Raw genomic sequence first — 14,735 nt, 5'->3', positions numbered from 1 at the left:
CCTTGGTTGAGCGCCTGTTTATCTGCCTCCGTCAAATGGCGCAAACCGCGTGTCAGCGCAGCTTTGCGCCGATCCCTTCAAGCAGGCCAAGGCATTGGGACAGTTGATCTAGCGAGACATACTCATCCGGCTTGTGCGCCTGTTCAATGGATCCGGGTCCGCACACAGCCACGTTCATGCCCAGCCCCTGAAAAATGCCCGCCTCCGTGCCAAAGGCAACCAGATCGGCACCGTTCGCTCCGGTCAGTTCCTGCAGGATCTCGCGGGCTTCGTTTTCAGAGGCCGGCTCCAGACCATCGACCTCTCCGATCACCTCGGTCACGATCTCCGCCTCGGGACAGACCGCACGCATCTGCGGAAGAAGGGCCTCGCTGCAAAGACGCTCAAGGTCCTCCTTGACGAAATCGGCATCGGATTTCTGCACCGGGCGCATTTCCCAATCCACCCGCGCCTTGCCGGGGATCACGTTGTGCGCATGGCCGCCCACCAGCGCGCCGGTGTTGATGGTGGTCCAGGGCGGCTCGAACCGGCTGCCTTCGGGCGCGCGGGCGCGCAAGGCGTCCTTCAACTCCAGCAGACGTGCCACATAGCGCGCGGCATATTCCACGGCGTTGACGCCAAGGTCTGGCCCGGATCCGTGCCCCTCTAGGCCGGTGAAATGGGTGGAGTACTCATAGCAGCCCTTGTGCCCTTCGATGATGCGCATCATCGTCGGCTCCCCGACGATGCAGACCGAGGGCCGGATATCACGTTCTTTCAGCGACTTGGCCAGGGCCTGCGCGCCGAAACAACCGACCTCCTCGTCATAGGTGAATGCAAAGTGGATCGGGCGGGATGGGTTCAGGCTGGCATAGTGCGGCGCCATCGCCGTCGCGGCGGCGATGAAGCCTTTCATGTCGCAGGTGCCGCGGCCATACAGATTTCCGTTCCGTTCGATCATCTCAAACGGATCGCTGGACCAGTCCTGATCTGTGACCGGCACCACGTCGGAATGACCGGACAGCACGATGCCGCCGTCCCGGTCCGGTCCGATGGTGGCAAAGAGGTTGGCCTTGCTGCCAGTCTCGTCCGTCCAGATGTGAACCGTTGCGCCTGCGCTATCCAGCCGGTCCGCCAATAGAGACATCAATGTCAGGTTGCTGCTCGCGGAGACGGTCGGTAACGCGATGAGTTCGCCCAGTAAATCCGTCGTTCGGGGCAGGAAGGTCATTGAGAACCTCGTCTTTGACAAAGAGTTTGCGCTCCACGTTGCATAGCGCCTCGGCGGGGCCGCTCTCGTGGATCAGGATGGTTTCGGTTGTCTCAAGGCCCCAGCTGTCCATCCAGAGCGCCGGCATGAAGTGAAAGGTCATGCCCGGCTCCAGTACGGTTTCATCTGTGTCACGCAGGGAAATCGTCCGCTCGCCCCAGTCCGGCGGATAGCTGAGGCCGATCGGGTAGCCGCAGCGCCCGTTGCGATCGATCCCGGCCTTTTTCAGCGCACCATTGAGGGCATTAGCAATGTCGCAGGCGCGGTTTCCCGCCTTTGCGGCTTCGATCCCCGCCTCGATCCCCTCGTTCAGGGCTTCGGACGCGTCGAGCATTTCCTGCGGCGGTTTGCCCAGGTGCACGGTGCGGCACAGCGGTGCGTGATAGCGGCGATAGCAGCCGGACAGTTCAAAAAAGGTCGCTTCGCCCGTCTGCATCGGCCGCCCGTCCCATGTGAGGTGCGCTGCGGTGGCATCCAGGCCCGAGGGCGTCAGCGGTACAATGGCGGGGTAGTCGCCCCAGTCGTCGCCCACGCCATAGGCGCCGGCCTGCAGGATATCGCCGACCAGCTCGTTCTTGCGCAGGCCGAGGCGGGCGCGTTCGATTGCCAGATTGACGATGTGTTCGCTGATGCGGGCGGCGCGCCGGATGAACATCAGCTCTTCGTCCGATTTCACGGTGCGTTGCCAGTTCACCAGGGCTGTGGCATCCATCAGAGTGGCGTTCGGCAGGTTCCGCGCCAGTTCCGCGTGGGCCTTGGCCGAGTAGTAGTAGTTCTCCATCTCTACACCGACCCGCGCGCTGCCATAACCCAGCCGGGTCAGGTGGGCGGCCAGATCCTCCATCGGGTGGCATGTGGTGGACTGGATATAGCGGTCGTCATAGCCGATGACGCTTTTCTCCTCCATCCAGACGGTGCGCAGGGCGCCAAAGGCGTCCATGGTACGCCCCCACCAGATAGGATCGCCGTTCAGCCCGAGGATCACACCCTGATGCACATAGAAGGACCAGCCGTCATAGCCGGTCAGCCAGGCCTGGTTTGACGGGTCGGTCACAAACAGAACCTCGATCCCGGCGGCCTCCATGGCCTTGCGGGTCTTGGCGATGCGGCGGACGTATTCGCCGTGCGAAAAAGGGGCGTGTTCCAGTGGCATGGCGACCTCTGACAAAGGGTTGTGGGATTATCGCAAAAGCTCTTCTTCTGTGTAGTTGAGTACATCATGCGATTCAGGTCTGTTCGCGGCAAATGTAATGCCTGAAAACGACCTGCTATTTGCTGTTTGGCTGATTCTTGGGCGTTCTGCCTGGACTTGTTGTGCACAACATTGGCGTTTTGGAGAGTTTATGGAACAGGCGCAGGTGGATGCACTGCAGCTTTCCGAGGCCGTACTGGCGTGCTACAGCCCTGAGCCATGATACGTCTTGATGATCGCGATATCGCCATCCTGCAGGTTCTGACGCAGGAGGGGCGCATAACCAAAGCAGCCCTCGCCGATCGCATCGGCCTGTCTCCGACGCCGTGCTGGGACCGGTTGCGCAAGCTTGAAAAGGCAGGTCTGATCGAGGGGTACGGCGCGCGTATCAACCTGCGCAAAGTCGCCCCGCATATAACGGTGTTTGTCGCGGCGGAGATCGCGGATCACACGGCGGCCCGGTTTCAGGCGTTCGAACAGGCCGTTCAGACTTATGATGAGGTCACTGCCTGCTGGGCGCTTGGGGGTGGCTTCGACTACCTTTTGCAGATCGTGACATGTGACATCGACGCCTATCAGCGACTGATCGATTCCATGCTGGATGCCCGTATCGGCCTGTCGCGCTATTTCACCTATATCGTGACCAAGCCGGTGAAAGGTCCCGCTACGCCGCCGCTGAATCTTCTGCTGGGGCAGGGGGAGGGCAGATGAATCCTCTGCGCATGGGCTAAAGTTCGGTCTCGATTTCTGATCGCGGCGAGAGACTGTCCTCCTGACGTTCAACGGAGGATTTACAATGGCCGAAACCGCCCTTTCCGCCCGAAGCGATATTGCCGACAAGCGGCTTGTCCGCTCTTTCTCTTATGTAGATGGCCGTTGGACCGGGGCCGCAGATGGCGGCACATTTGTCGTCACCGATCCGGCGAGCGGTTCGGCAGTCGGCCATGTCGCCAGCCTGACGGCAGAGGATTCGTCTGCTGCGGTCGATGCGGCGCAGGCTGCGTTTGATGCCTGGGCCGGATTGCTGCCGCAGGAGCGCGCTGTCATTCTGCGGCGCTGGGGCCAGCTGCAACTGGACCACAAAGAGGATCTGGCCCGCATCATGGTGCTGGAACAGGGTAAACCCCTGTCCGAAGCGCGCGGCGAGATCGAATACGGCGCGGGTTTTGTCGAGTTCTACGCCGAAGAGGCAAAGCGCCCCAATATCGAAGGGGTGACCAGCCATCTGCCCGATGCGGAGGTCGAGCTCTGGCGCGAACCCGTGGGCGTTGTGGCCCTCATCACTCCGTGGAACTTTCCTTCGGCGATGCTGACCCGCAAGGCAGCCGCGGCGCTGGCGGCGGGCTGCACCGTTGTTGCGCATCCTTCGGCTGAAACACCTTTCAGCGCTCTTGCGCTTGCTGAACTGGCCGAACGCGCCGGTGTGCCTGCCGGGGTATTCAACGTGGTGACGGGGGATGCACCCACCGTTGTGAAGCCCTGGACCGAAGATACCCGCGTGCGCGCCCTGTCATTCACGGGTTCCACCGAGGTGGGCAAACTGCTGTACCGGCAAAGCGCCGATACGGTGAAGCGTCTGGTGATGGAGCTGGGCGGCCACGCGCCGGTGATCGTCTTTGACGATGCGGACTTGGATCAGGCGGTGGAAGAGGCGATGAAGGCGAAATTCGCCACCTCCGGTCAGGATTGCCTTGGGGCCAACCGGATTTTCGTACAGCGCGGCCTTTATGATGCTTTCTGCAATAAGCTGACAGCCGCGACCAAGGCGTTGAGCGTCGGAGAAGGGATGGATGATCCCGATATCGGCCCCCTGATGCACGCGCGCGCGGTGGCAAAGCAGCAGGAACATGTGAAGGATGCTTTGGCCAAGGGGGCGAAACTGGCCTGTGGCGGCGATGTCCACCCGATGGGGCCGCTGTTCTACCAGCCGACCGTGCTGACCGATGTGCCAGCCAATGCGCGCATCATGTACGAGGAAACCTTTGGCCCGGTGGCGCCCATCACGCCCTTTGACACCGAAGAGGAGATCACCGCCCGGGCCAACGAGACGGAATACGGCCTTGTTGCCTATGTCCACACTCAGGATCCGCGCCGCATCTACCGGCTGTCGCGCGCCTTGCAGTTCGGCATGGTGGCCGTGAACCGGACCAAGGTGACGGGCGCGCCGATCCCCTTTGGCGGGGCCAAGCAATCCGGCCTGGGGCGCGAAGGCGCGCGCCTCGGGATGGAGGAGTTCACCGAAGTCAAATACGTCTGCCGAGATTGGGCCTAGATCCCTCCACACCGCAGGCACGGAACCTGAAATTGACGATATCCGGCGGCTGCAGGCACCGGAACAGAAAGAAGGACAGACAATGCTGAAAAACGATCAACTGGATCAGTGGGACCGGGACAACTTTTTTCACCCCTCCACCCATCTCGCGCAGCATGCGCGCGGGGAAAGCCCGAGCCGGGTGATCAAGACCGCCAGTGGCGTCCATATCGAGGACCGCGACGGCACCCGGCTGCTGGACGCCTTTGCCGGGCTATACTGCGTGAACGTGGGCTATGGCCGTCAGGAGATTGCCGAAGCGATCGCCGAACAGGCGCGAGAGCTGGCCTATTATCATTCCTACGTCGGCCATGGCACCGAGGCCTCGATCACACTGTCCAAGATGATCCTCGACCGGGCGCCCGCGAATATGTCCAAGGTGTATTTTGGCCTCGGTGGCTCGGACGCCAACGAGACCAACGTCAAGCTGATCTGGTACTACAACAACATCCTGGGTCGCCCCGAGAAGAAGAAGATCATCTCGCGGTGGCGCGGCTATCATGGCTCTGGGCTGGTGACGGGTTCGCTGACGGGGCTGGAGCTGTTCCACAAGAAATTCGACCTGCCGTTGGCGCAGGTGATTCATACCGATGCACCCTATTACTTCCGCCGCGAAGACCAGACCCAGACCGAAGAGCAGTTCGTGGCGCATTGCGTCGCCGAACTGGAGGCGCTGATCGAACGTGAAGGCGCCGACACCATCGCCGCCTTTATCGGTGAGCCGGTTCTGGGAACGGGAGGCATCGTGCCGCCCCCGGCCGGATACTGGGAAGCGATCCAGAGCGTGCTGAAAAAGCACGACATCCTGTTGGTCGTGGATGAGGTGGTCACCGGTTTCGGTCGGCTTGGCACCATGTTCGGCAGCGATCATTACGGGCTGGAAGCGGATATCATCACCATCGCCAAGGGTCTGACTTCGGCCTATGCGCCGCTGTCCGGTTCGATCGTTTCCGACAAGGTCTGGAAGGTGCTGGAGCAGGGGACGGATGAGAACGGCCCCATCGGCCACGGCTGGACCTACTCGGCGCACCCCATCGGGGCGGCGGCGGGCGTTGCCAACCTCAAGCTGATCGATGAGCTGAACCTTGTGGAGAACGCAGGCAGCGTGGGGGCCTACCTGAACACGTCCATGAAAGAGGCGCTGGGCGATCATGCTCATGTCGGCGACATTCGCGGCGAAGGCATGCTTTGCGCGGTGGAGTTCGTGAAGGATCGGGGTCGCCGCAGCTTCTTTGAAGCGGCTGACAAGATAGGTCCACAGATCGCGGCCAAGCTTTTGGAGCAGGACAAGGTCATTGCCCGCGCCATGCCGCAGGGTGATATCCTGGGTTTTGCGCCGCCGTTCTGCCTGAGCCGCGAAGAGGCTGACACCGTTGTTGCCGCCACAGCGCGTGCGGTAAAGGCCGTCTTGGGCTGATCTCTGGGCAGAGCTCTCCCGCCCGGATCGGAACATCCACAGGATGATCCTCTCCCGTTGGGCCGAGCGCCGCGCCTTTGGCGCGGCGTTTGGCGTCTTGCGGCCGCTTTGGCATCTCATCTCCTCCGATTTCTGCTGTAAGAGTGGCGAGAGGAGGTTGGGTTTCAAAATTTATTTCACCGGACGTATTGTCCCAACTGATTGAATTTAATGCGTAATTGAAGGTTCGAATATCGCACCTGAAAAGCCTGCGCCATTTCCCTTGACCAAGGGTAAGCCCTTGATGGAACATCATTTTATTAAGGGAGGAAAATTCATGAAACTGACTTCGACGCTGACTGGCGCCGCGCTGGCGCTGTGCACTGCACTACCCGCCTTTGCTGCCGATGTGACTGCGCGTATCTCTTTGCAGTTGCCGCTCAAAAGCCATCTCGGGCAGAACCTGTTGATGTTCAAGGAAGAGGTGGAGAAAGCCTCGGGCGGGGACATCGCGGTTGAGATTTACGATTCGGCGCAGCTTTACAAGGACAAAGAAGTGCCCGCCGCGGTGGGATCCGGTGCAATCGAGATGGGCGTGGCCTCGCTGACCCGCTATGTGGGTGACATCCCGGCGGTGGATGTCTTCTACATGCCGTTCCTGTTCAACTCCGAAGACAAGGTCCGCAAGGCGGTCGAACCCGGCAGCCCGGTGCGCGGCCCCATCGATGCTGCGATTGCCGACACCGGTGCGACGGTTCTGTGGTGGCAGGCCTATGGCGGCGCGGTCATGCTCTCGCAGGGCGGCCCTGTGAAAACCCCGACCGATATGGAAGGCAAGAAGGCCCGTGTGTTCGGCAAGACGCTGGGCGATTTTGTCACTGCAACCGGCGGCGCGCCGACGCTGATTTCCGGCTCAGAGCAGTACCTCGCCTACCAGCGCGGCACCGTTGACATTGGCATGACCGGTGTTTCGGGCGTGAAATCGCGCAAGCTGTGGGAGGTCATGGATACCATCACTGTCACCAACCACGCCGATATCGAATTCATCGTGGTGGCCAATACCGACTGGTGGAATGGTCTGTCGGCCGAGCACCAGAAGATCATGGCGGATGCTGCGCGCAAGGCCGAGATCTCGGTGCGGGACGAGATGTCAGCAATCGAAGCCGCAGCCTATGCCGAGGCCGAAAAGGCAGGCATGACCATCTACACGCCCACGGATGAGGAAATCGCCGCCTGGAAGGCAGCGGCCGCCCCCGTCTATGATGGATTCCGCGCCAAGGCAGGGGAGTTGGGCGCGCAGATCCTGTCTGCTGCCGAAAGCTTCTGAACCTGACCAACATGGACCGCCCTTCGGATAGAGGGCGGTCCACCTCAATTCTTCGGGACATTCCATGGACGTATTTGCCAGGTTCGTGACCGCGCTGGCCCTTGTGGCTGCTGCGCTCTTCGTTCTTTCCGGGATCATGCTCACCTATGAGGTGATGGCCCGTTATTTCTTTGTGCGGCCCACCATCTGGGCGGCGGAGCTGAGCCAGTTTTGCCTGATCTGGGGATCGCTGATCGCAGCGCCCTGGTGCCTGCGGGAGCGGCGCCATATCCGCATCACCGCGGTGATCGCGAACCTGCCGCGCGGGCCCCGGCTGGCGGCAGATGTCTTTGCCACGGCCGCAGTCGCGGTCTTCTCGGCCATTGTTCTGTTCTACGGCTATGAGATTTTCCATGACAGTTTTGTCCGAGGGCGCACCACCGGTACCATGCTGGATATGCCCATGTGGTACGTGGAACTGTCACTGCCCTTCGGGTTTGCCATTCTGCTGATTCAGGCGGTGATCGAGACGGTTCGCGCCTTGCAGGGGCAGATAGTGGCTGAAGGAGAGCACGACTGATGACTGTTCTCCTCATTCTTCTTGCGCTTTTTGGCCTTCTGCTGATCGGTGTCCCGGTGGCCTTTGCCCTTGGCGGGCTTGGCTTGTCCCTTTTGATCTTTGGCGGGTTTTCTCCGCTGATGGCGCCGCAGGCGATCCTGTCCACGCTGGACGGGTTCATACTTTTGGCCGTGCCGCTGTTCCTGTTGATGTCGAACGTGCTGCTGAAGGGCGGCGTTGGACGCGATCTTTATGCAGCGGTGCAGGCCTGGGTCGGTCACTGGCCCGGCGGGCTGGCTGTTGCGACGGTGATTTCCTGCGGGCTGTTCGCCGCGATTTCCGGCTCTTCGGTTGCGACTGCGGCCACCATTGGCACCGTCGCCATCCCGGAAATGATCAACCGCGGCTATGAGCGGCGCTTTGTCTACGGGCTGCTGGCAGCGGGTGGCACGCTGGGCATCCTGATCCCGCCCTCGATCCCGATGATCGTCTACGGCTTCGTGACTGAGGAATCGGTGATCGCCCTTTTCCTTGCGGGTGTTGGCCCGGGTCTGGCGCTTCTGGTGCTGTTTTCGGGTTATTCGATGATCTATGCCTCGATGAAGGGTATGGGCCGCAGCGAAAAAGCCACCGGAGCCGAGCGCCGCGCGGCTACCTTACGCGCACTGCCTTCGATGGCGCTTGCGGCTGTGGTGGTGGCGGGGATCTATTCCGGTGCCTTCACCCCGACCGAAGCTGCCGCGATCGGATTTGCCTTTGCCGTTGTGATCACCGCTTTCATCCTGCGGACCCTGACCTGGAAGGCCTTCTGGGAGGCGGCGATGGACAGTATGGCCACAACGGTTGCGATCCTTCTGATCATTGCGGGCGCCAAGGTCTTTGGCAAGGCAATCACCCTTTACCGCATCCCGCAGGACATAAGCGCCTTTATCTCGGAGGCCGTTTCCAGTCCGGTGATGTTCGTGCTGCTGGTGGCTGCGATCCTCGTGGTCATGGGGCTTGTGCTCGAGGCGCTGTCGATGGTGCTGATCATGACACCGGTGCTGCTGCCTGCGGCCATGGGCCTTGGGTTTGACCCGATCTGGTTTGGCGTTTTCATGGTGATCATGGTCGAGGCGGCCCTGATCACCCCGCCCGTGGGGTTGAACCTCTACGTGATCCAGGCGGTTGCCCGGGCGACCCTTGGGGACGTGGCACGGGGAGCGATCCCTTTCCTTGTGCTGATGTTCCTCTGCGCAGCCCTTCTCTATCTCGTGCCTGACCTCGCCCTTTATATTCCCTTCAAACTGTGAGCGATATGACGACCCCTGCCGACAAACTGCGCGCCCTTCTGGCGCAGCCCCGCCTGCACACAATGCCCTGCGCCTACGATGCGCTCTCGGCCAAGCTGATCGAGCAGGCTGGGTTCGACCTTACCTTCATGACCGGGTTCGGGGCCTCGGCGTCACGGATCGGGGCGCCGGATCTGGGCCTGATGAGCTATGGTGAGGTGCTGGATCAGGCGCGCAACATCGCCGGTGCGATTTCAATCCCGCTGATCGCGGATGGAGACACCGGTTACGGCAACGCGATGAACGTGCGTCGCACGGTGCAAGGCATGGCGAATGCGGGCTGCGCTGCGGTGATGATCGAGGATCAGCTGGCCCCCAAACGCTGCGGCCATACCCCGGGCAAGGCCGTGGTGGGCCGCGAGGAAGCCTATGACCGGATCCGCGCCGCCGTGGATGCGCGCAACGAAGGGCAGGACATCCTGATCCTGGCCCGCACCGATGCCCGCCACGATCACGGGCTGGGCGAGGCGCTGACACGCGCACAGAAGTTCCGCGAGCTGGGCGCCGACATTATCTTTGTCGAAGCCCCCCGATCGGAGGCGGAAATGCGCGAGGTCTGCGCCGCGACGGATGCGCCCAACATGGCCAATATCGTCGAGGGCGGCGAAACTCCGGACCTGTCGCCCGAGGCGTTGGAGGAGATCGGCTACCGCATCGCCGCCTACCCCCTGTCGCTGATGGCCTCCGCTATGCAGGCGATGGTGCAGACGCTTGCGGAAATGAAGGCGGGCAAGCCGCGCAGCAACCTGATGGATTTCATGGAGCTGCGCCGCCGCATCGGATTTGACGACTATTATGAGGCCTCGGAAAGGTATGCCTCCTCGGCCAGGCCCGTGACCGGCGCAAAAGAAGAGGGCTGAAGCGGTCTCGCGCTGCAGCCTTTCTGCGTTACGTAGAGAAAAGATGGACAGGCTGCCCCTTCCCGAGTTCACTTTGAATCAAATGCAACCTTGGGAGGGGACGCGATGCAATTTGATTATGTGATTGTCGGAGGGGGATCCGGGGGATCGACGCTGGCCTCAAGGCTGAGCGAGGATCCGAATATCAGCGTCTGCCTGCTGGAGGCTGGCGGGCGCGGTGACAGCATCCTTGTGCGCGCGCCTGCAGCGGTGGTCGCCATGCTGCCGGGGCGCCCCAAGATCAACAACTGGGCGTTTGAGACCGTACCGCAGCCAGGTCTGAATGGGCGCAAGGGCTACCAGCCGCGCGGCAAGGCGCTGGGCGGCTCCAGCGCGATCAATGCGATGCTCTATATTCGCGGCCATGCGGGGGATTACGACGAATGGGCGTCGCTCGGCTGTCCTGGCTGGGGCTGGCAGGACGTGTTGCCCTACTTCCAGCGCGCCGAGAACAATGAACGTGGTGCGGATGGTGCCCATGGGGGAGATGGCCCCTTGCAGGTCAGCAATCAGAAATCTCCGCGCCCGATCACCCGCGCCTTTGTCGAGGCGGGCAAGGCGCTGCAGATCCGCGAGGTGGAGGATTTCAACGCCGGCGACAACGAGGGGATCGGCCTCTACCAGGTGACCCAGTTCCACGAGGCGTCGAAGAACGGAGAGCGCTGCTCGGCCGCCGCCGCTTATCTGCATCCGGTCATGCAACGGTCGAACCTCACGGTGATCACCGGCGCCCATGCCACGAGGGTGCTTTTCCAGGGCAAGCGCGCAACCGGCGTGGCCTACCGCAAGGGCGGCCAGCACCAGACGGTGAATGCCCGGCGGGAGGTGGTTCTCTGCGGCGGTGCTTTCAACTCGCCACAGCTTTTGCAGCTGTCTGGTGTGGGGCGGCCCGAGGATATCACGCCACATGGGATCGGAATGGTGCACGAACTGCCGGGCGTCGGGCAGAACCTGCAGGACCACCTCGACTTTACCCTCGCCTACAAGAGCAAGGATCGGGACAATTTCGGGATCTCACTGCCCGGCAGCGTCAACTTGCTGAAACACATCAATGACTGGCGCAAGACAGGCAAGGGCATGCTGGCCACGCCCTTTGCCGAAGGCGCGGCGTTCCTCAAGACGGATCCGTCACTGGACCGCGCTGATGTGCAGCTGCATTTCGTGATCTCCATCGTCGACGATCACGCCCGCAAGCTGCATATGGGGCATGGGTTCAGTTGCCATGTCTGTGTGCTGCGCCCGAAATCTCGTGGCTCGGTGGGACTCACCTCCGCCGATCCCATGGCGCCGCCCCGGATCGATCCGCAGTTCCTGTCGGACCCAGAGGATCTGGCGGTAATGATCAAGGGCATCCGCAAGACGCGGCAGATCATGCAGACGCCCCCCTTGCAGGGCTACATCCACAAGGAGTTGTTCATCGAAGGAGAGCCGGATGACGCAGCGTTGGAGCAGCACATCCGTGCCCGGTCGGATACGATCTATCATCCGGTGGGAACCTGCAGGATGGGGCAGGACGAAATGGCGGTCGTCGATCCGGAATTGAAAGTGCGCGGCATGGAAGGTTTGCGCGTGGTGGATGCCTCGGTCATGCCGCGGCTGATCGGGGGTAACACCAACGCGCCAACCATCATGATCGCAGAGAAAGCCGCGGACATGATCCGCAATCGGGCGGCCCTGGCCGCCGAATGACATTTGGAGGAGCAAAGCGAAATGCTTGGCAAGATGATGCACAAACCGCTGACGATCAGCTCGTTGATCGAACACGCGGGCCGCTACCACGGCAACACCACCGTGACCTCGGTGGAAACCTCGGGCGAGGTGGTGCATTCCAACTGGGGTGAAATAGAAGCGAACGCCCGCAAACTGTCCGCCGCGCTGAAACGCCTTGGCATAAAGGAAGGGGAGCGCTGCGGCACCATCGCCTGGAACAACCGCCGCCATCTTGAGATCTACTTTGGCGTCGCGGGCGGGGGCATGATCTGCCACACGATCAACCCGCGCCTGAAGCCGGAGCAGCTGATCTACATCATCAACCACGCCGAAGATCAGGTGCTGTTCATCGATGCAACCTTCGTGCCTGCGGTGGGCAAGCTGAAAGAGCATCTGACCACGCTCAAGCATGTCATCCTCATGGGCCCGCGCGATGAGGCCGCCGCCGAGGCCGTGCCGGGTATCCTGTTCTATGATGAGCTTCTGGCAGCGGAAGGGGATGACAATACTTGGCCCGAGCTGGACGAGAACACGCCGTCGAGCCTGTGTTATACCTCCGGCACCACAGGCAACCCTAAGGGGGTTCAGTACACCCACCGCACCACTGTTCTGCACTCGCTGGGCGGCAACCAGCCGGACGGTCTCGCGATTTCGGCCCGTGATACGGTGATGGCGGTGGTCCCGATGTTCCACGTAAATGCCTGGGGCGTTCCCTATATAACCGCGGCTGTGGGGGCCAAGCTGGTCCTGCCGGGGCCGAACCTGGATGGGGAAAGCCTGGTCAAGCTGATCGATGGTGAGCGGGTCAGCCTGGCGCTGGGCGTGCCGACGATCTGGATGGGGCTTCTGCAGGCGCTGGCCAAGACCGGCAGCAAGGCCGAAAGCCTGAAGCGCACTGTTGTGGGCGGCTCGGCCCTGCCGACGGTGATGATCCCCACTTTCCGCGACAAATATGACGTCGAGCTGATCCACGCTTGGGGCATGACCGAAACCAGCCCGCTGGGCACGCTCAACAACCTGCTGCAAAAGCACGATGACCTCAGCATCGAAGAAAAGGGCAAGTTACGTGAAGGGCAGGGGCGTCCACCCTATGGCGTTGAACTGCGCATCGTCGATGATGAAGGCAACCGCCTGGCAGAAGATGGCAAAACCCAAGGTGAGCTGCAGATCCGCGGTCACTGGATCATCGACACCTACTTTGGCCATGACGCCAGCGCCCTGACGGACGACGGCTGGTTCGATACCGGTGATGTCGCCACGATCGATGCGGATGGCTACATGATCATCCGCGACCGTTCCAAGGACATCATCAAATCCGGCGGTGAGTGGATTTCGACGGTGGAGCTGGAAGACATCGCCATGTCCCATCCCAAGATCGCCCAGGCTGCGGCTATTGCCGCGCGTCACCCCAAGTGGGACGAACGCCCGGTGGTGATCGCAGTGCGGTCCGATGAAAGCCTAAGCGAGGAAGAACTTCTGGCGCACTACGAAGGCAAGGTTGCCAGCTGGCAGATTCCGGACAAGGTAGTCTTTACAGAGGATCTGCCGCTGGGCGGAACCGGAAAGGTGCTCAAGAACAAGCTGCGCGAATCGTTCGGCGATATCCTTTTGAACGCTTGATCCCGCCTTTTGATCCCGCCATTTTCGTGGCGGGGTCCACCCCTTGCCACATTCGTGCCACAGTGTTGCCGCAGGGGCGACTTGAGGTTGACGTGGTTCACCCCTTAAGAACACATTTATGACTATGAAACATTTGTTTAGAGGTCTTAACAGCAGCCAATTTTAGCTGTTAAGGCCTGCTTAACGAACCGCCTGATACCCCGGTTGTGGGTGAACAAAGTGGTGGTTGATATGAGCGCACAAGGCAACGTAGCTCCGATTATTATCAAGAGGAAAAAGTCAGGTGGTGGCGATGGTCACCACGGTGGTGCATGGAAGGTGGCCTATGCCGACTTCGTGACCGCGATGATGGCCTTCTTCCTTCTCATGTGGCTTTTGAATGCCACGACCGAAAAGCAGCGCAAGGGTCTGGCGGATTACTTCTCGCCGTCCATTCCGCTGAGCCGTGTTTCGGGTGGGGGCAATGGTGCCTTCAGTGGCGACAGCATGTTCACCGAAGACATCAAACCGCAAAACGGGACAGGCGCGACGGATCAAAACCCGATGAATGCGCGGCAGGCTCAGGGGGAGACCGGGGTCGTCAGTGAGAACGAGCAGTCCGCCCAGGAAGAGGTTTTCCGCGTGATCGAGGAAGAACTGCGGGGCCGTGGCGGCGAAAGCATGGTTGCAATCGATCTGACCCGCCACATCGTGACCCGTGTGTCGGACGAAGGACTGATCATCGAGCTGTTCGAAACAGAAGACGCGCCGCTGTTCGAAGAAGGAACCGCAGAGCCGACCCCGTTGTTCCGTGATCTGGTGCGCATGGTCGCCCGTGTCAGCGGCACCGTTGCCAATGGGATTGCGATCAGCGGTCACACCCGCTCGCAGCCCCTGGTTGTAGCCAAGAACCCGGTATGGCAGCTGTCCCATGCCCGCGCCGATGCCGCACGCATGCTGCTCGAATCGGGGGGCGTGAAGGCCAGCCGAATCCACCGGGTCACAGGTCACGCGGACCGGAACCTGGCTGTCGAAAACCCAATGCGGGTTCGCAACAATCGCGTCGAAATCATCCTTTTGCGCAAGTAAACCAAGACAATTCACCACCCCGGGCGGCTGCAGATAGATTGGATTTTATCTGTTAGCCGCCCGTTAAGTGCTCGTGCGCTAGCTATTGCATCAA

Annotated in this window: 12 protein-coding genes; 10 read left to right on the top strand and 2 right to left on the bottom strand. The window is 61.3% G+C overall.

The window, feature by feature from the left end; genetic code table 11:
- Positions 1–52: 52 nt before the first annotated feature.
- Positions 53–1,210, bottom strand: coding sequence for an acetylornithine deacetylase (argE, locus tag AADA15_RS07635; RefSeq protein WP_341640946.1), 1,158 nt, complete (start codon positions 1,208–1,210; stop codon positions 53–55).
- On the bottom strand, positions 1,098–2,402 hold the full coding sequence (locus tag AADA15_RS07630; RefSeq protein ID WP_341640945.1) for a M24 family metallopeptidase: 1,305 nt from the start codon (positions 2,400–2,402) through the stop codon (positions 1,098–1,100). The genes argE and AADA15_RS07630 overlap by 113 nt, the downstream gene beginning before the upstream one ends.
- 261 nt (positions 2,403–2,663) lie before the next feature.
- On the opposite strand from AADA15_RS07630, the gene AADA15_RS07625 reads away from it, so the two are divergent.
- The 10 genes from AADA15_RS07625 to AADA15_RS07580 all read left to right on the top strand — a co-directional run bounded on the left by AADA15_RS07625 (position 2,664) and on the right by AADA15_RS07580 (position 14,641).
- The gene (locus tag AADA15_RS07625; RefSeq protein WP_341641020.1) at positions 2,664–3,152 is read left to right on the top strand and encodes an Lrp/AsnC family transcriptional regulator; all 489 of its coding nucleotides are present in this window, start codon (positions 2,664–2,666) and stop codon (positions 3,150–3,152) included.
- 85 nt (positions 3,153–3,237) lie between these two features.
- Entirely contained in the window at positions 3,238–4,713 is a 1,476-nt protein-coding gene (locus AADA15_RS07620; protein WP_341640944.1) for an NAD-dependent succinate-semialdehyde dehydrogenase, read from the top strand.
- An 82-nt stretch (positions 4,714–4,795) separates the two neighbouring features.
- A complete protein-coding gene (locus AADA15_RS07615) occupies positions 4,796–6,169 on the top strand; it encodes an aspartate aminotransferase family protein (RefSeq protein WP_341640943.1) in 1,374 nt (457 codons plus the stop codon).
- Between the two features lie 316 nt (positions 6,170–6,485).
- The gene (locus AADA15_RS07610) at positions 6,486–7,475 is read left to right on the top strand and encodes a TRAP transporter substrate-binding protein (RefSeq protein WP_341640942.1); all 990 of its coding nucleotides are present in this window, start codon (positions 6,486–6,488) and stop codon (positions 7,473–7,475) included.
- A 64-nt stretch (positions 7,476–7,539) separates the two neighbouring features.
- On the top strand, positions 7,540–8,034 hold the full coding sequence (locus AADA15_RS07605; protein WP_341640941.1) for a TRAP transporter small permease: 495 nt from the start codon (positions 7,540–7,542) through the stop codon (positions 8,032–8,034).
- Positions 8,034–9,305, top strand: coding sequence for a TRAP transporter large permease (locus AADA15_RS07600; RefSeq protein WP_341640940.1), 1,272 nt, complete (start codon positions 8,034–8,036; stop codon positions 9,303–9,305). Before AADA15_RS07605 ends, AADA15_RS07600 begins: the two co-directional genes overlap by 1 nt.
- Positions 9,306–9,310: 5 nt before the next feature.
- Complete coding sequence (locus AADA15_RS07595) at positions 9,311–10,204, top strand: isocitrate lyase/PEP mutase family protein (RefSeq protein WP_341640939.1); 894 nt, start codon at positions 9,311–9,313, stop codon at positions 10,202–10,204.
- A gap of 105 nt (positions 10,205–10,309) precedes the next feature.
- Entirely contained in the window at positions 10,310–11,932 is a 1,623-nt protein-coding gene (locus AADA15_RS07590) for a GMC family oxidoreductase (protein ID WP_341640938.1), read from the top strand.
- A 21-nt stretch (positions 11,933–11,953) separates the two neighbouring features.
- Positions 11,954–13,573 (top strand): long-chain-fatty-acid--CoA ligase, encoded by a 1,620-nt coding sequence (locus tag AADA15_RS07585; protein WP_341640937.1) that lies wholly within the window; start codon positions 11,954–11,956, stop codon positions 13,571–13,573.
- A gap of 231 nt (positions 13,574–13,804) precedes the next feature.
- Entirely contained in the window at positions 13,805–14,641 is an 837-nt protein-coding gene (locus tag AADA15_RS07580) for a flagellar motor protein MotB (protein WP_341640936.1), read from the top strand.
- Positions 14,642–14,735 lie beyond the last annotated feature (94 nt).

Source organism: Phycobacter sedimenti, from assembly GCF_038148855.1.
Lineage (GTDB): Bacteria > Pseudomonadota > Alphaproteobacteria > Rhodobacterales > Rhodobacteraceae > Phycobacter > Phycobacter sedimenti.
Note: the sequence above shows the minus strand (reverse complement) of the source record. Positions and strands in the feature narration are given on the sequence as shown.